The sequence below is a fragment of the Flavobacterium sp. CG_9.1 genome, from assembly GCF_015751645.1.
GTDB classification, from domain to species: domain Bacteria; phylum Bacteroidota; class Bacteroidia; order Flavobacteriales; family Flavobacteriaceae; genus Flavobacterium; species Flavobacterium xanthum.
On record NZ_JADOVC010000013.1, the window covers coordinates 86,717 to 105,029 of the forward strand.

Annotated in this window: 17 protein-coding genes; 12 read left to right on the forward strand and 5 right to left on the reverse strand. The window is 32.6% G+C overall.

The genetic code is table 11. From position 1 onward, the window contains the following. Positions 1 to 276: 276 nt before the first annotated feature. From gldG to IWX83_RS08955, 4 genes are all read right to left on the reverse strand, one after another. Positions 277 to 1,962, reverse strand: coding sequence for a gliding motility-associated ABC transporter substrate-binding protein GldG (gldG, locus tag IWX83_RS08940; RefSeq protein WP_196829123.1), 1,686 nt, complete (start codon positions 1,960 to 1,962; stop codon positions 277 to 279). Then, positions 1,962 to 2,687, reverse strand: a complete 726-nt coding sequence (gene gldF, locus IWX83_RS08945) for a gliding motility-associated ABC transporter permease subunit GldF (protein ID WP_196829125.1) — start codon at positions 2,685 to 2,687, stop codon at positions 1,962 to 1,964. Before gldF ends, gldG begins: the two co-directional genes overlap by 1 nt. Before the next feature lie 82 nt (positions 2,688 to 2,769). Continuing rightward, positions 2,770 to 3,066 carry a putative quinol monooxygenase gene (locus tag IWX83_RS08950; protein WP_196829126.1) on the reverse strand — a complete coding sequence of 99 codons (297 nt, stop codon included), beginning with the start codon at positions 3,064 to 3,066 and terminating at the stop codon, positions 2,770 to 2,772. Between the two features lie 63 nt (positions 3,067 to 3,129). Further along, the gene (locus IWX83_RS08955) at positions 3,130 to 3,957 is read right to left on the reverse strand and encodes an S-adenosyl-l-methionine hydroxide adenosyltransferase family protein (protein ID WP_073354959.1); all 828 of its coding nucleotides are present in this window, start codon (positions 3,955 to 3,957) and stop codon (positions 3,130 to 3,132) included. 182 nt (positions 3,958 to 4,139) lie between these two features. Here IWX83_RS08955 and IWX83_RS08960 point away from each other — a divergent pair, with 182 nt between their 5' ends. The 5 genes from IWX83_RS08960 to IWX83_RS08980 all read left to right on the forward strand — a co-directional run bounded on the left by IWX83_RS08960 (position 4,140) and on the right by IWX83_RS08980 (position 9,795). Next, positions 4,140 to 5,090 (forward strand): PhoH family protein, encoded by a 951-nt coding sequence (locus IWX83_RS08960; RefSeq protein ID WP_196829128.1) that lies wholly within the window; start codon positions 4,140 to 4,142, stop codon positions 5,088 to 5,090. A 188-nt stretch (positions 5,091 to 5,278) separates the two neighbouring features. Then, a complete protein-coding gene (locus IWX83_RS08965; RefSeq protein ID WP_196829130.1) occupies positions 5,279 to 6,094 on the forward strand; it encodes a Cof-type HAD-IIB family hydrolase in 816 nt (271 codons plus the stop codon). 48 nt (positions 6,095 to 6,142) lie between these two features. Next, complete coding sequence (locus IWX83_RS08970) at positions 6,143 to 8,491, forward strand: prolyl oligopeptidase family serine peptidase (protein ID WP_196829132.1); 2,349 nt, start codon at positions 6,143 to 6,145, stop codon at positions 8,489 to 8,491. Between the two features lie 114 nt (positions 8,492 to 8,605). After that, positions 8,606 to 9,559, forward strand: a complete 954-nt coding sequence (locus IWX83_RS08975; protein WP_196829134.1) for a phosphoribosylaminoimidazolesuccinocarboxamide synthase — start codon at positions 8,606 to 8,608, stop codon at positions 9,557 to 9,559. Between the two features lie 59 nt (positions 9,560 to 9,618). Continuing rightward, on the forward strand, positions 9,619 to 9,795 hold the full coding sequence (locus tag IWX83_RS08980; protein WP_175547763.1) for a hypothetical protein: 177 nt from the start codon (positions 9,619 to 9,621) through the stop codon (positions 9,793 to 9,795). 680 nt (positions 9,796 to 10,475) lie between these two features. On the opposite strand, the gene IWX83_RS08985 is transcribed toward IWX83_RS08980, so the two are convergent. Next, positions 10,476 to 11,567 carry a M42 family metallopeptidase gene (locus tag IWX83_RS08985; RefSeq protein WP_196829136.1) on the reverse strand — a complete coding sequence of 364 codons (1,092 nt, stop codon included), beginning with the start codon at positions 11,565 to 11,567 and terminating at the stop codon, positions 10,476 to 10,478. 755 nt (positions 11,568 to 12,322) lie between these two features. On the opposite strand from IWX83_RS08985, the gene IWX83_RS08990 reads away from it, so the two are divergent. From IWX83_RS08990 to IWX83_RS09020, 7 genes are all read left to right on the forward strand, one after another. Further along, positions 12,323 to 12,901, forward strand: coding sequence for a hypothetical protein (locus IWX83_RS08990; RefSeq protein ID WP_196829138.1), 579 nt, complete (start codon positions 12,323 to 12,325; stop codon positions 12,899 to 12,901). A gap of 254 nt (positions 12,902 to 13,155) precedes the next feature. Continuing rightward, complete coding sequence (locus tag IWX83_RS08995; protein WP_196829140.1) at positions 13,156 to 13,461, forward strand: hypothetical protein; 306 nt, start codon at positions 13,156 to 13,158, stop codon at positions 13,459 to 13,461. Between the two features lie 328 nt (positions 13,462 to 13,789). Further along, positions 13,790 to 15,109: a hypothetical protein gene (locus IWX83_RS09000; RefSeq protein ID WP_196829142.1), complete on the forward strand. Its 1,320-nt coding sequence runs from the start codon at positions 13,790 to 13,792 to the stop codon at positions 15,107 to 15,109. Positions 15,110 to 15,172: 63 nt separating this feature from the next. After that, positions 15,173 to 15,697 carry a hypothetical protein gene (locus tag IWX83_RS09005; protein WP_196829144.1) on the forward strand — a complete coding sequence of 175 codons (525 nt, stop codon included), beginning with the start codon at positions 15,173 to 15,175 and terminating at the stop codon, positions 15,695 to 15,697. A 16-nt stretch (positions 15,698 to 15,713) separates the two neighbouring features. After that, positions 15,714 to 16,193, forward strand: coding sequence for a hypothetical protein (locus tag IWX83_RS09010; protein ID WP_196829146.1), 480 nt, complete (start codon positions 15,714 to 15,716; stop codon positions 16,191 to 16,193). Positions 16,194 to 16,200: 7 nt separating this feature from the next. Then, on the forward strand, positions 16,201 to 17,169 hold the full coding sequence (locus tag IWX83_RS09015; RefSeq protein WP_196829148.1) for a DUF6175 family protein: 969 nt from the start codon (positions 16,201 to 16,203) through the stop codon (positions 17,167 to 17,169). Between the two features lie 21 nt (positions 17,170 to 17,190). Further along, positions 17,191 to 18,162 (forward strand): hypothetical protein, encoded by a 972-nt coding sequence (locus IWX83_RS09020; protein ID WP_196829150.1) that lies wholly within the window; start codon positions 17,191 to 17,193, stop codon positions 18,160 to 18,162. The last annotated feature ends 151 nt before the right edge of the window (positions 18,163 to 18,313 follow it).

The window sequence follows — 18,313 nt, forward strand, 5'->3', positions numbered from 1 at the left end:
TTTTTAAGGTATTTCTCTAAATCCGAAATACGATACATTTTACAAATATATCGTAAACTATTCTAGTTTGGAAACTTTTTTATTAACATCTTTACTTTAGTCTGAAAGTCAAAAGTCGAAAGTCTGAATGCAAATTCTATTTATTATATTATAAAAAATGGTTGTTATATTTTGTTTCGAAAAGTTGGATGTTAACGACTTAAATAACTAAAAAATTGATTTAGACAGTATAAAATAAATTTCACTTTTAGACTTTAAGACATTAGACTTTAGGACTTATTTACTGTATTTTCTTTTTCGAAGATAAGTAAATAGGATTCCAAAAAGGGCTAAAAAAAGCAATGGAAGCCCAATCGTCAAGAGCTGTGTTCTCGTGTAGTTTTCATAAACTTTTTCTTTATCCAATAAAGGTAAATCAAGATCTTTGCTTCGAATGTTAATAAGTCCCGTGTCATCCAATAGATAATTGACACAATTTATGAGGAAATCTTTATTATCGTATAAATTGCCAGATCTTTGATCGTAGCCCAATTCTACGGGTTGAAAGTTTTTATCCAGTTGGTTTTTGATCAAATCCCCATCTGATATGACAATCATTTTGTTCTCTTTTCCCTTTCCTTGAAATGTTTTTTGTTCAAAGGGAAGCACTCTGTTTTCAAACATGGATTGGAAGGAACCTTCTAATAATACTGATAGTGGAATATTCCCTTTGTTTAGATAATCATTTGGCGAAGTTTCTTCGGCAACGCTATTCAGGTTTATTTCTGCTGGTGTTCCTATTTTTTTTGAATATTGTGACGATTGCAACAATATAGTTTTCTTGATACCGTTTTTTAAAGTATCGATGGGATTAGCAAAGTCAAACTTGATTCCACCTAAATTTTTCACAATGGGATGCGCACTGTTTGGATACACTTGTGGCGCAAATTTCCAATTGAATTCTTGATATTGAGTAGCACTTCCTTGTTCTCCGGTAGCTAATTTAATGGGACTTCCTTGCTCGTCTTTTACTAAATCAGGATTAATACGGATGCCATATTTAAAAAACAGATCATTCAAATTCAGATCTCTTGGATACGCTAGCGTGGCTCCAGACGCATTGTATAAACTATCCATTTCAACTGAAACTTGATCAAGCAACCACAAAGTTTTTCCGCCATTCATAATGTATTGATCCAAAACCTGTTTTTCTTCATCGGTAAACGTTTCTGTAGGTTTTGCAATAACAGCCAAGTCATATTTTTTTAAAGTTTCTAAACTTCCTATTGGATTTTTGGCCACTGAATCCAAAGTAAAAGGTCCAATAAAATAACTTTCGCGAACTTGTAAAAGGAATTTGGCCATCAAAACATCTTGCAATTCTCCGTTCCCTTTGATTACAGCAATTTTCTTTTGCTTGGCTTTGGTAATCTTATTCAAACCTTCGGCAATAGAGTATTCTAAATGCTGCACAGATCCAATTACTTTCTGGGTAGTTGAGGCGCCCATTATGTTTTTTAACAATGGAATATTAACTTCCTTATTGTCATAAACGGCAATCGCCCAAGGAAAAACCATCGCTTGTGATTGCTTTCCTTTGTCGTCTACGGTTATATTGATTGGCGTAAGCCCTTTTCGATACAATTCTTTAATATTGTCCATGCTGGCGTCTTCGTTTTCCAAAGGATCTACGAATTCAAAAATAATATTGGAGTTGTACGCCTGAAATTCTTCTAGTAATTGCTTTGTTTCCTGCTGTAATCGTTTGAATTCAGCCGGTAAATCACCTTGCATGTATACCTTTATATACAATGGATTCTGAACTTGTTTAATAATATTTAAAGAAGTAGGGGAGAGCGTGTATCTTTTATCTTTTGTTAAATCAAAACGATGAAAAAACGAACTTCCCAATGCATTTAAAACCAATACAATTGCAAGTATAATCAATACGGATTTTAGGTTGTTTTTTTTAGAAGCTGTCATTACGATTTGAAAGATTTTAGATTATAAACAGTAAAGGAGAGAAATAGCACAGTTACGCTCGTAAAATAAAGAATATCTCTTGTGTCTAATACGCCACGACTCATGCTTTTAAAATGATCCTGCATTCCTAATGAAGCAATTATGGAAGAAACATTTGGAACAACAGAAGCCAAACCTTCAAAACCAAAATAGAAGAAAAAACATAAAAACACGGCTACAATAAAAGCTACAATTTGGTTATCCGATAGTGTTGATGTGAATATTCCTATGGCGGAATAGGCTGCAATTAAAAATAGTAATCCAAAATAAGAACCAATTGTGCTCCCCATATCGAGATTGCCTTCCGGCATTCCTAAATTAGAAATAACGGCAACATAAATGAAGGTTGGAATAATGGCCATTACTATTAAAAGTAACGATCCAAGAAATTTTCCATTTACAATTTGCCAAATACTTAATGGTTTTGTCAGCAATAATTCTAGTGTTCCCTGTTTTTTCTCATCTGAAAAACTGCGCATGGTTACGGCAGGAATTAAGAAGATCAAAATCCATGGCGCTAAGGTGAAAAACGGAGTTAAATCAGCAAAGCCAGTATTCAATATATTATAATCTCCCTCAAAAACCCAAAGAAACAATCCATTGATAATTAAGAATATGGCAATAACTAAGTAGCCTATGGGCGAACCGAAAAAGGATTTTATCTCTCGTAAAACTATTGATTTCATTTATTTTTTGTTTAAAGTTTCAAATGTTTAAGGTTTAAAGTTCCAATCCAACAACTTTAAACCTTAAACTTTAAACTATTTTTTATTCTAAAGTAACTAATTTATCCACGCTCCACGCTTCCGGTTTGTCGTTGAATAATTTCTTAGTGAATGTCCAAACATCGTAAAAAAGTTCCGAATTTCGGTAATTCTCTAAATCGGCTTCGGTTTCCCAATAACTGTAGGTAAAGAAAATACTTTTATTGTTTTTATCCTGATATAGTTCTAAGAAACGATTTCCGGGAGCATTTCGTATCTTATCTTTCATTAACTCAAAGTTTTCTAAAAAAGCAGGAATATTTTCCTCGTGAAAACTCAATTTTACTATACGTACAAACATTTTTTTTTGTTTAAAGTTTAAAGTTTAATACGTTCAAAGTTGCTCAACTTTAAACCTTAAACTTTAAACGAATTTTATAATAATACTATCTCTATAATTTAATCCCAGTAAACTATTAGCTGAGCCTACTTTAGAAGGATTACTCCTAAAAATGGCTATTTCCAGAAAACCGGCTTCGTTGAAAATAGCTAATTTTTCCCCTTCATAAGACTTTATCGGATATTTATCGGAACTCGCAATAGCGGAATAGTTTGGCAATATGGTTTTGATATTTTTGGTTTTCAAAACAATTTCATACGGCCTTCCTTTGGCAACTTCGATAAAATATTTTTTAGAAATATTTGTGACTACATTCCCAAAATGGTCGATGTAGATGACATGACCTTTCAATGAATTGCCATCAACAGCCAGTACAGCTTGTAAATCTGTCACTTGTTTTATGCTATTTATTTCTTTGCCAATGACATTCATTAAACCTCCTTTGGCTAAATGACACGCCACTTTTACAAATACATCAAGATCCACAGCCTCACTCAGCAAACGGTCATGGATGTTAATCGTAACCATTTTTTGAGGAACAATTTTTTGTGAAAGCATGCTTAAAATACCATTATCGGCAGCAATAAAATAATGATCATTCCATTGCATCACAATATGTTGATTTTCTTTGTTGGATTCCATATCTACTCCTATAAGATGAACAGTGCCTTTTGGAAAGCTCGCATACGATGCTCCAATAATGTAACTTGCTTCTACTGTGTTGAATGGATCAATATCATGTGAAATATCAATAATCTTCGCCTCGGAATATTCAGATAAGATTTTCCCTTTCAACGCTCCTACAAAGTGATCTTTCAAGCCGTAATCAGTAGTTAGGGTAATTATTGACATAATTTTGTTTATAACTATTGGTGTTATGTAAACCTAATTTTATTAAATTTGAGAAGTGCAAAGCTAATAATAGTTAACACAAAAAACGAAAAAGAAAAAACAATTTCTAATTAAAAACAAGAAATACACCCGACAGCCAATTGATTGACAAAAAAATGAATTTTAATTAAAAACTACCTCATTTGAACGAAAGAATAATCGAGCTCATAGACATCGCTCCAAAAGACTTTTGGGGCGCTCAAGACACTCATCTTGAAACAATTAAAAAATACTATCCAAAATTAAAAATTGTCGCTCGGGGAACCACCTTAAAAGCTTTTGGAGAAAAAGAGGTTTTGGACGAGTTTGAAAAACGTTTTCAACGATTAATGTTACACTTTTCAAGATACAATAATATTGATAATAATGTAATCGAGCGTGTTATTCTTGGCGATGTTCAGGAAGACAGAAAATTTCAAGGACAGGATAAAATATTAGTACATGGAGTAGGTGGCAAAATCATAAAAGCCATGACACCCAATCAGCAATTGTTGGTGGATACCATGGAAAAAAATGATATGGTCTTTGCCGTTGGACCTGCCGGAACCGGAAAAACCTATACAGGTGTTGCTATGGCCATAAAAGCACTTAAAGAAAAGCAAGTCAAAAGGATTATACTGACTCGTCCAGCAGTAGAAGCAGGGGAGAACCTAGGTTTTCTTCCAGGTGATATGAAAGAAAAATTGGATCCGTACATGCAACCTTTGTATGATGCTTTACGAGATATGTTGCCGAATGAAAAACTAGAAGATTATATTCTAAAAGGAGTTATACAAATCGCTCCTTTGGCATTCATGCGTGGAAGAACGTTGGATAATGCTTTTGTTATCTTAGACGAAGCTCAAAATACCACACATTCCCAAATGAAAATGTTTTTGACACGTATGGGAAAAAGTGCTAAATTTATGATTACTGGAGATCCTGGTCAAGTCGATTTGCCACGAAGAACCATTTCTGGACTTAAAGAAGCCCTGTTAGTTTTGAAAGATATTGATGGAATTGGAATCATTTATCTGGATGACAAAGACATTGTACGCCATAGATTAGTCAAGAAAGTGATTGATGCGTATAAGATGATTGAAAATAACGATTAGCAAATACACAAAATTATTGAAGCGGAAAGCGAGTTCATTTTCTATAGAGAATGGATTTCCTTTCCGCTTCATTATTTTAAAAAATGACATCTTTTTATTTAACGATTTAAATAATATTCAAATGAATCCTTTTGTTTCTCTTAGAAATACAATAAATTTGGAATTAATAAAATCTCAGTTAAAAAGAAATGATTTTAAAAGAAAAAATTAAAGTAGTTATTAGCGATTTAGACGGAACTTTACTCAATTCAGATCACAAAATATCTCAATACACTAAAACTGTTTTTCAAGAACTTCACAATCAAAACTACTTAATAATTGTTGCTACCGGACGCCATCACTTGGATGCAATGCCTATTGTAGCAGGTTTAGACATTCCTCTTTATTTAGTTACTTCTAATGGAGCACGTATACATTCCCCTGAAAAAGAACTTTTATTTTCCTTTGATATGGAAAGCGATGCCGTTAAATCGGTTTTATCTTTAGACATTGATCCTGAAATTACAACAGTTTTGTTTAGAGAAAATGTTTGGCAAACCAACAAGCATAACGAAAAATTGAATGAGTTTCAACCAGAAGTGAATTATCATCCTGAATTAGTAAATTTTAATAACCTAGAGGATTTGAGTGCCATAAAAGTGTTTTTCACGCACAATAAACATTCGAAATTAATTGCATTAAGGGATCAGATTTTAGAAAGTCATTCTGGTCTTTTTAGTCATGCTTTTAGTTTGCCATTTTGTTTGGAATTTATGGACAAATCAGTAGATAAAAGTGTTGCAATTGCCAAAATTCTAGAAAAAGAAAATTTTGTTTTCGAAGAATCTATTTCTTTTGGTGATGGATATAACGATGAAAACATGCTAAAATCCTCCGGTAAAGGATTAGTTATGGGAAATGCGCCGGACAGTCTGAAAAATAAATTGTCTCATTTAGAAGTAATTTTGTCCAATGATAATGACGGAGTTGCACAATATATAACTCAGGAATTATTTAATAATTAATTTTTTAACCCATCCTATTTTCCCATTAACACATTAAACTTAAACCAAATGAATAAAAAAATAATCCTTGTTATCTGTATTTTATTTTCCATTGCAATTCAAAGTCAAACCTTAAAATTGGAAGAAATAATGAAAGGAAATGCTTTCATTGGAGTTTCGCCAGAAAATGAAAGGTGGTCTTTGGATGGTAAAAAAGTTTATTTTGATTGGAATCCAAATAATGAATTGGGTAACAGTACTTATTTTTGGAAAAACGGATTATCAAAACCAGAACTGGTATCTCCAACTGAAGCTGTTTTTTCAAAATTAGATTTCAAAAAAACAGCCAATCCAGATTTGTATTATTATATTGATAAAGGAAGATTGTTTTCGTATTCCTTAAAAAGTAAAACCTCGAAAAAACTCTACCAACAAAGTAGTCCAATTGCTAATTTACAAATGGGTGCTGTGCCAGGAATTCTTTATTTCAGACAAAATGAAAATCTTTTTCAGTTCAATACCAATGAAGGTTCTATTATTCAAATCACGAACTTTCGTAAAGGAAAATCGGATGAGAAAGCCAGTAATAAAGAATCTTTTTTGAAAAGTCAACAAGAGGAATTATTTCAATTTGTCAGAGATCAGGAAGCGCTGAAAAAATGGAACTTGGCAAAATCAAAAACTACAAAATCTGATTTTCCAAAACCGTACTATTATGGAAAAAATACTTTTGGAAGCTTGAAAGTGGATCCAAAAGGAAATTTTGCCACCTTCAGACTAATAGAAGATTCAGAACGTAAAAGTGAAAAAATGGAACTATTCATCACTGCCGATGGTTACAACCAAATTGAAGATACTAAGGAAAAAGTTTCTGTAGATAATTTATTGGCTACTAAATTTGGTATTTATAACATCGCCAAAGATTCTGTTTATTTTGTGAATTTTTCATCGTTGAGTCACATTCAGGATGTTCCGAAATACTTTGAAACCTATGAAAAATCAAAAACTGCAGAAAAAAAGAACAAACTAATTGTAGTTCAGGAACCTATTTACAATGAAAGTGGTTCATATGCAATTAGTGAAATTAGAAGTCAGGACAACAAAGACCGATGGATTGTTAGTTTGAATTTAGAAAATGGAACTTTTCAAGAATTAGATCATCAACATGATGAAGCTTGGATTGGCGGACCAGGAATTCCTTCTAATTCTTATGGAAGAGGAACGCTTGGATTTTTAGGTGACAATGAAACGGTCTATTTTCAATGCGAAGAAACCGGTTATTCTCATTTGTATAGCTATAATTTAAAGTCAAAAAAGAAAACACAGTTGACCAAAGGTAATTGGGAAGTGCGTAATGTGACTTTGGCCAAAGATAAAAAGTCTTTTTATTTAACCACAACGACTACGCATCCTGGTAACAGAAACTTTTATAAATTGGACCTTACAAATCCAGTTTTACAACCTATTTTAACTAAAGATGGTGCTCATGAAGTGAGTTTATCTCCAGACGAAAGTACTTTATTGGTACGCTATTCTTATAAAAATAAACCTTGGGAATTGTATGTAGCACCTAATAAAAAGAATACGAACTTAAATCAAATAACGACTTCAACAACGGAAAGTTTCAAAGGATATTCTTGGCGTGAACCAGAAGTAATTACTTTCAAAGCGCAAGATGGAACTCCTGTAAATGCCCGATTATACAAGCCAGAATCTGCCAATGCGAATAAAGCAGCAATCTTATTTGTTCATGGAGCTGGTTATTTGCAAAACGCACATAACTATTGGAGTACGTACCACAGAGAATATATGTTTCATAATATGTTGGTCGATTTAGGATATACCGTTTTGGATATTGATTATAGAGGTAGCGATGGTTACGGACGTGATTTTAGAACTGGAATTTATCGTTTTATGGGCGGGAAAGATTTAACAGATCAAATAGACGGAAAGAAATATCTAGTCGAGAATTACGGAATTGATGCTTCAAAAGTTGGAATTTATGGAGGTTCTTATGGAGGTTTTATCACGTTGATGGGAATGTTGACTACTCCAAAAGAGTTTGCTTCGGGAGCAGCATTACGTTCTGTTACAGATTGGGCACATTACAATCATGGCTACACCGGAAATATTCTTAATTTCCCTGAAACGGATCCAGATGCGTACAAAAAAAGTTCTCCAATCTATTTTGCAAATAATTTAGAAGGAGATTTATTGATGCTCCACGGAATGGTAGATGACAATGTAGAATACAAAGATATTGTTCGTTTGTCTCAGCGTTTTATCGAATTAGGCAAGAAAAAATGGAGCTTGTCTAGTTTCCCGGTGGAAGCTCATGGTTTTAAAGAAACCTATTCTTGGGTGGATGAATACAGCCGAATCTTAAACTTGTTCAACGATACATTACTTGAAAAATAGTTTTAGAAATAAAAATAATATTTTAGAGTTACACTATTTTTCTTTGCGAAACTCTCTGAAATAGTTTTAAATTTGCAGGAACAAAAATAAACACACACACACACAACTAGTATAATGAGCAACACCATCACAACTACTAATTTTAATTTTCCAAACCAGAAATCTGTTTACCGCGGTAAAGTAAGAGAAGTGTACAATATTAATGATGCGCTTTTGGTGATGGTCGCTACAGACAGGCTTTCAGCTTTTGATGTAGTTTTGCCAAAAGGAATTCCATACAAAGGTCAAATCCTAAACCAAATTGCTACAAAATTCATGGAATTGACGGAGGATATTGTTCCGAACTGGTTAATTGCAACTCCTGATCCTAATGTTGCTGTAGGTCATTTATGTGAGCCTTTCAAAGTAGAAATGGTAATTCGTGGCTATCTTTCGGGTCATGCTGCTCGTGAATATGCTCTTGGCAAAAGAGAAATATGCGGCGTAAATATGCCTGACTATTTGAAAGAAAATGACAAATTCCCCGAACCTATCATTACGCCGACAACCAAAGCGGATAATGGAGAACATGATGCTGATATTTCTCGTGAGGATATTTTATCAAAAGGAATTGTTTCTGAAGAAGATTATGTTGTTTTAGAAAAATTTACGAGAGATTTATATCAAAGGGGAACTGAAATTGCTGCTAGTCGTGGTTTAATTTTGGTGGATACCAAATATGAATTTGGAAAAACGAAAGAAGGGGTTATTGTCTTGATTGATGAAATTCACACACCGGATTCTTCTCGTTATTTTTATGCTGAAGGATACCAGGAACGTCAAAACAGCGGAGAAGAACAGAAACAATTATCGAAAGAGTTTGTTCGTCGTTGGTTAATCGAGAATGGTTTTCAAGGATTGGAAGGGCAACAAATTCCAAATATGACCGATGAATACATTGAAACCGTTTCAGAAAGATATATCGAATTATACGAAAATATCTTAGGAGAGAAATTTGTTAAAGCGGATATTTCTAATATTGATGAACGAATAGAGAAAAATGTCGTGGAATACCTTGCTAATATATAAAAACAGTAGCTTTTATTTAAAACATATAGTTACCTTCAGTTGATAAAAAAACATACACTATGAAAAATTTAATTTACAGTATTAGTCTTGTTATGATATCGATTTCCATTTATCTACTTATTGAGTATCCAAACTCTGGAAGAGCAGGTCTAATTGCTGGAGCATTAATTTTTATTGGGTTTGTACTTAATATTGTTGGATTTTCTTTAAATGCTAAAGCACTACTTGAAAAATAGATAATTATACAATACAGTTTAATAAAAGCCGCAATTCACTTTAGAATTGCGGCTTTTTAATGAATATCACCCATCCTAAATTATTTTTCGGGTCAGTTATTTGTTGCTAGGTGACCAATCTTGTGCCGTTATTTTTGAAATAAGTACTGGAATTAAATCAAATGGAATTGGATTCATCTTCTAAAAGTGGACACAACATTTCGTTTTGCCTCATTTTTGGGAGATGTGCTCTGGTAATTTAGTAATAAGTTAATTCAGTTATTCTGGATTGGTAGAATTACCCGCCTGGTGCATTTTCATAAAATTTTTCTACGAAGCAATATTTATAAGGAGGCACTAGTTGTTGTGCGCATTGTTATCCAAAGGGATCAATAGCATTTGGAAGTACATAATCAGTCATTACAAACATAGTGGTTCAACAATTTTTCTGGAATATTTTTAAAATTGTTTGACGAAGTCTTGTAAAACTTCTTTTTTTCCTTGGGAATTTGTTTTAAATGCGCTTCGGTTAATGTTGTCCTTGATTATATTTTAAAATGTACGGAAGTCAGTTTAAAAAAAAAACGCAATTCAAAATTTCGAATTGCGTTTTTTTAGCCCCGATAGTAGTGAAAATCCTTTGTGTCCTGATTTTTTCAGGACACAAAGATTGCAGCGAATAGCGGGATCAGCTCCTAAAACTATTTGAAATAGGAGAAGGTTTCTTCGTTTTCTAACTTGATTAATGTTTCATATATTAATTTGATCACATTTTCAACATCGTCACGATGAACCATTTCAACCGTAGTGTGCATATAACGCAACGGCAAGGATATCAAGGCCGACGCTACACCACCATTACTATAAGCAAAAGCATCAGTATCCGTTCCAGTCACACGAGAGGAAGCTAAACGTTGAAATGGAATTTCTTTCGCCATAGCTGTTTCTAAAATTAATTCTCTTAAATTATTTTGAACAGCTGGAGCATACGTTATAACAGGACCTTTACCAATTTTAGTGTCTCCTTCAATTTTCTTATCGATCATTGGAGTAGTGGAGTCATGACAGACATCCGTAACAATTGCTACATTTGGTTTGATAGTTTTAGTAATCATTTCTGCACCACGAAGACCTACTTCTTCCTGAACCGAATTAGTAATGTACAATCCAAAAGGTAGTTTGATATTATTTTCATGTAACAAGCGAGCTACTTCGGCAATCATAAATCCACCCATACGATTATCTATCGCGCGACAAACAAATTTGTTTTCGTTCAAAATCATGAATTCATCAGGATAGGTAATCACGCAACCCACATGAACACCCATTATGTCAACCTGTTCTTTTGTTTCGCAACCAATATCAATAAATAGATTATCCACTTTGGCTACCTCTTCGTCTTTCTTTCTATTTCGAGTATGTATCGCTGGCCAGCCAAAAACACCCTTAACAATTCCATTTTTAGTATGAATATTGACTCGTTTTGAAGGAGCAATTTGATGGTCAGAACCGCCGTTTCTAATCACATAAATTAATCCATCATCTGTAATATAATTGACATACCATGAAATTTCGTCTGCATGGCCCTCAATTACAACCTTATAAGTAGCATCTGGATTTATAATTCCCACGGCGGTTCCATAAGTATCCGTTATAAAAGTATCCACATAAGGTTTCAAATAGTCCATCCATAGTTTTTGCCCTTCACTTTCGTAACCTGTCGGTGATGCATTATTAAGGTAGTTTTCTAAAAAGTCAAGTGATGACTTCTTTAATATTGATTTAGTGCTCATAAAATTATTTTTTGCTAAATTATAAATTCAAGTATTAATATACTCATTTAAACGTGATTTTAACGTCCTGTTTTAAAATAGTACTAATTGTCATTAAATGGGTTTTAGGATTTCAATAGTCATTTTTAATTAGTAAAATCAAAGCATTTAAGAAGGCAGTAGTAAATATAAAGTATCAGAAAGATACTGAGATTTTTGGTTGATATTTTTTTTGGATTTGATTTTACCAAAAGTTTTTTTTATCATATTTCGCAACTTTTCTCTGATAAAAAATAAAGAATTGTTTCATAATTTTTTATGCTGGCTGAGCCGTCCGATCCACAAATTTTATTTTGAAATATCATTAAAAGTGGGTATTGTGCAAGAATAATAATAAAACGTTCTTCGTCAAAAAATATTTACTAATGATGATATTTTATACAGTTGTTCATTTGCTTGATAATGCTTTTTGTAAAGAAATTTTTTCGGTAGAATTAATAAAAGAATTTCCGATTAAATCCTGCTGAGTTTTATCTGGAGATAAACAAATCAAAGTTTTTTGTGGAACTTAAAAATCTGTTATGTTAAAATTTAGTCAAATTCAATGATATTAAATATTTATTTTCAAACAATGTGGAAAACCGTAAAACTCATAAAATTCCAAGGTATACATTTACAAAATTAAGAATTACTGATAAAAGTGGAGTTCAAAAATCACATCAAATGACGGGCGTATTCTGAAAAGCCTTATAATTTGGAAACTAATAAAATTAAGATTGAAAAAGTTATTTGTTTTAATCGCGGTTTTAGCAATATGTAGTAGTCATTCTCAGTCTAAAATAGTGAATCGCCGGTTTACTAAATTTATTTCTCAAATTGAAGGAGATTTAAATAAAGACAATATTAAAGACATTGTCAAAGTTCAGAAAGATCCAAAAAATGGAGATTATAAAACGGCTGTTTTCTTTGAAACACCTGATGGAAAATACAAATTAATATGCTACAATAGTTCCCTTTTGGCTTACTCAGATGATAGAACGGAAGTTGAAAATCATCCTTATTTAGAAATTAACAAAGAAATATTAATTTTAAATTATGAGTTGCTTAGAGGTCAACATAATTATAAATTTAGATATCAAAAAGGCAGTTTTGAGATGATAGGTTACAACAGTACATCTTCTGATGGTTATGGTTATTTGGAAAAACAAGATGCAAATTTATCTACTAAAATAAAAATCAGAACTGTTGAACAATGTGATGTAGAAAACATAAAACCTAAAGTAACGACAGAGCGGTTGATGATTAATAAATTACCTATTTTTCAGACTTTCAATCCCCAAACATTTAATTATTAAAGTTTTGTTGTGGACAATAAACGAGACAAGAGGCAAAATTTACAACTAAAAAGAAATGCGATGCGAAAATTATATAACCACAAAAAAATAGTGAAAACAGGAATAATCTAAAGGTAATTTTCGGAACAATTCTATTTAGCTCGTTTAGTTATGGACAGCTTCCAGCGATAAAGGCTAAAATAAATGGTGAAAAATTTATATCCTGGGGTGTACGGCCAGTGGAATCTAATGATGTTCCGACTGAACAATGGACAATGCCCAATCAGATGTGCGAGGGGCCTGAAAGAGGCAATATTAAAACCTCTACAATTTTATCATCACAGGGGAAAAGTAAATATTTAGCCAGTTATGTTTTTGACCATGATCCTACGAATGCTTGGGTGGAAGGCAGTTCCGACTATGGAATTGGAGAGTTTTTAGAAATAAATAATTGGCAAATAATGGGTGGCAATGTAAGAGAGTTACCAATTTTAAATGGATATCAATCTTCAAAAACTGCATTGCAAAATAATTCAAGAGTTAAAAAATTCAAGGTTTCTTTGAACGGAAAAGACATTTGAATTTTAGATTTGGCAGACGTGATGGGTGTTCAAACTTTTAAATTACCAACAAAATGGGGCCGAGGTATTTTTAGATTTACAATAGTAGAAGTATATAAAAGAGACAAATATAAAGACACTGCGATCTCAGGAATATTTAGTTGTGGTGGTTAATTGTGAATAATCTATTGTTTTAGAGAAAAATAGAAATAGTAGGCTGGAACATATTATAGGAGATTAAAATAAAAGATTGATAGTGTTGTCATGTTGACAGCCATAAAGAAAAAGTGGAGTTCAGAAACCACTTTAAAAAACGAACGTATTTAAAAAAGAATAACAAATTACAAAAATGAAGAAACATTTACTAGTATGGGGGCTAATAATCAGCTCGGGAACATTTGCTCAAGCACAAGACAAACCTGCAGATTTAAAATTTAGAAGAAGTTCTTTACATACAATGGTCATCGAATCGGATAAATTTCCCAAAAAGGAAATTGTTCTTAAAGCATTTAATAATGCTCCTTTTCCTGAGAAGTATAATGATCATCAAATAAGCCAAAAATCCTTCAATCCAATTAATTATCCTTTGACCTCTGAAGAGAAGGCGTCTATGTACAAACCTTCAAAACTTGGTGCATTTGCCACTGGTTTACTTGAAATAGAAATGGATTCCGTTTCAAAAGAGATGCCACTCAGAATTGAAAAGTATCTAAAAAAAGAAAAAATCGCTAACAAATTAGTAGCTAAGTGGTTTGATAGGCAAGCTGATGGAAGTTTTGATTCTAAGTTAGTTGAGGACAGAGGTGTGTTTAACGCCTCATTTCTTGAAACAAAGGCGGCTCAAAATTCGTCTGACGGTGAAGCACTTCTCAGAACTGCTGGAGAATCATTAATTGACAATACATTTATAGTAATAAATAAATTTAATTTTGTGGCTAATGAACCAATAGCCCGAGCAATCAGAGATGCAGCAAAAACTGTCGCCGCGCAAAAAATTCCGGCGATGCTTTTAGATAAAGCGAACAAAGGAATTGATGCTGTTTATGAAAAAACAAAAGAGGGTTATTCTATTTGGGCTACATCATATTTATATAAGTTAGTATGGGATAAAACTACTTCTGATACCTTTTACAAAGATCTTTGGATAGATAAGACTGCACTGGATCCAAAAAAGAAAGTTGCATTTGATACTTCTGATTTGTTTAAACTAGAATTTGTTGGTGAAGAAAGCGCAACTGGTCTGGTGACATTTTCATTATCTGAAAAAAGAACGGAAGATCAAATTATTGAACTTTCTACCGTAAGGATCATTGACAACGTGTATGCTAAACTTCAGAAAAAATATGACGTGTTCAAAACAAAAACTCCGCTTTACTCAGGTGATCCAATTACTGCTAAAATTGGTAAAAAAGAAGGCTTAGAGGGTGGTGAAAAGTTTGATGTTCTTGAGCAGAATCAAGATCCTAAAACAGGATTGATCACATATAAAAGCGTAGGAACTATAAAAGTTGAAAAAGATGCGGTGTGGGATAACACATTTAATCCAGATGATACCTTGGTTCCTGTTGCTGGTAACGTTGAAACTGAAAATAAAACTAATATTGATCGTACCACGTTTTCTGGAGGGAAAAAGTTTTATGCAGGTATGCTTATTAAACAAATAAAATAATTAGCGAGCCCTTTCAATTAAAAATTATGGTTGAAAGGGTTCTTTTCTATTAAAAATAAATAAATGAAAGATATTTTGAAGAAAACTGTAATTGTGTTTTTAATGATTTTTGGTTTTACATTATCGAGTACCGCACAAGCTAAAAAAAAAGCAGATAAAGCAACTGAAGAATGGCGTTATGAAATTGATGCCGTTCAGACTGGCACTCAAGGAAACTATTTAATTAAAGTTTGGTCCTATTCTAAAAAGCCTGAGGTTGCAATTGATCAAGCCAAAAAAAATGCCGTTCATGGTATTATTTTTAAAGGGTTTACAGGTACTCAGTCTGTCCCAGGTCAGAAACCATTAACCAACAATGTGAATCTAGAAGTAGAAAAAGAAGATTTTTTTAAACCTTTTTTTGCTGATGGTGGCAAGTATATGAAGTTTGTTTCCATGTCTACTGACGGTGCCGTTGCAGCAGAGGATAGAATGAAGGTAGGAAAAGAATATAAAATAGGAGTTATAGTTTCAGTAAATGTTGCTAACCTAAGAAAAGATTTAGAGGAAGCAGGGATTATCAAGTCTTTAGGTGCAGGTTTTAATTAATTTAAAATAATTAAAAATGAAAATTAGTATAAAACTGATTTACGGTTTAATTGGCGGATCACTTTTACTTTCAAGTTGTAACTCATCAAAAATAACTGCAGGCAATTATCCATTAAAAACCGAATGTATTAGAATTGAATTAGATGGTTCTCAATCTTTGATAGCATGGGGAAATGGCAGTAATAAAGCATCTGCTATGGAAAATGCTAAAATTAAAGCAATTAGGGATGTTCTTTTTTATGGAATTAATGATGGTAAATCAGGTTGTAATTTAATACCAATAATATTAGAAGTAAATGCACAAAATAAAAAGGAAGCCTACTTTAGTAAATTTTTTGCCTACAAGGGTGAATATGATAATTTTATTTCTATAAAAAAGGAATTAAAGTCACTGAAAGTGAGTGTTGATAAAAGCGTAACCTTTGGATTAGAAGTTCGCGTGTTAAGGGCAGAATTAAAACAAAAAATGATTTCTGATGGAATACTTAAAATTTAATTGTAAAATGAAAAATAAATATTTAAAAAATGTTATCACTATAGTAATGTTTTTATTGTCAACAACATTAGTGTTTTCACAAGCGATAAACAAACCGTCTATAATGGTTTTTCCCGATGATATCTGGATGAACTCAAACGGATACATGAACGAAGTGGATAAACAAGGAGAAAAAAAAATGGTACCTGATTATTCTGCGGCGTTGTTAAATGTTGAGCTAGGTCAAGTTATAACTAATGTCGAAAAATTAATGTTGGAAAGAGGATATCCACTTGAGAATTTGTCTCAAACATTAAAAAGTATTCAAGACGGAAATGCCCTAAAAAGTATGGAAACGAGTGAAGATGGAAATAGTGTTCAACAGGGAGATAAAGATTTAATATTGAATACAGCACGACCACATTTGATTTTGTATGTATCATGGTCTGTTGAGTCTAAAGGACCAAAAAAAGCGGTTACTTTTTCATTAAAAGCTGTCGATGCTGGATCTAACAAGCCCGCAGGTGCAGCAAGTGGTACTGGAAATGAATTGATTGGAGCTTCGTTACCTGTAATGTTAGAAACAGCTGTTTTATCTCATATTGACAATTTTAATTCCCAATTAATGATCTATTTTGAAGAAATGTTTACAAAAGGTCGAGAAATCACAGTTGAAATTCAAGTTTATGAAAATTCTACTAAAAAAATGAATAGTGAAATCAACGAGGATGGAGATGAATTATCTGACGATATAAAGAAATGGTTTAAATCGAACACTGTAAATGGAGCCTTTACATTAGGGCCAAAGACTTCAACTTTAATGCAGTTAACAAGTGTAAGGATACCTTTAAGGGACGGGGAGGGATCAGCTTTTAGTGTAGATGATTTTGGAACAAAATTAAGAAAATATATGAAAAAAACACATCAATTGCCTTGTTCTACGTATCCAATTGGAACTGGAAAAGTTGTTATGGTGATTGGAGGTAAAAGTCTATAATTATATAATCAAACAAATAATATGAAGAAAATTATTTTATGGAACATTCTTATAATGTGTTACAGTTTTTCCTTTGCTCAAAATGAGAAAGGAAGTGCAAATGACATTGCTAGAATAACTTTAGCAGCTTTTGTGCCGCAACAAATAGATAAAATGCCTGATGCAGCGCGAAGTATTTTAGCAAATAAGTTAAGCCAAATCGTCACGCAAAACGGAATGGGTGGATCGGCATATAATCAACGGTTTATTATTACTACTAATGTAAATGTTATTAGTAAGGATTTGACTCCAACCGCTCCCGCAATGACGGCTTTTGTTTTGGAAGTAACATTATTTATTGGTGATGGAATAGAAGGCACTAAATTTTCAAGTACGTCAATCAGCGTCAAAGGAGTTGGTGAAAATGAAACCAAAGCATATATTGCTGCAATAAAGAAAATTAGTCCAAGTAATATCAATATTCAAAGCTTTGTAGAAAATGGTAAATCAAAAATTATAGAATATTACAATAGTAAATGCGACTTTATTATTAAAGAAGGTCAAACCCTAACTAGTCAAAATAAATTTGAGGAAGCTATAGCTTTATTAATAAATGTTCCTGAAGTGTGCAAAGGTTGCTATGATAAAGCTATGGATGCCGTAGGGCCAATTTATCAAAAACAAATTGATAGAGATTGTATAATAAAATTACAAGAAGCAAATACAAATTGGAATGCCTCTCAAGACACATACGGCGCTGACATTTCAGGACAATTTTTAGCTCAAATTGATCCAAATGCTGCTTGTTATAAACAGGCTCTTGCATTATCAAACAAGATTGCACAAAGAGTTAAAGAAATTGATCAGAGAGATTGGAAATTTCAATTGAAAGAGCAACAGGATGACATAGACCTTAAGAATGCATCGATGAACGCAGCTCGAGATATTGGTGTTGCTTATGGGAATGGACCTAAAGCCACTATTGTTAGATATAATATTAACGGTTGGTGGTAGTAGGAGAATAGCGTTTATCAAATCTTGTCAAAAAAAGAGTTTAACTTTTGTTTTAAAACTTGAATTCAATTAATAAATGCGAGAGTCAGGAATCGCAAATGAAGATGAAATATTTTTTCAGAACAAAGAAAAGAAAATTAATTCTTTTCCC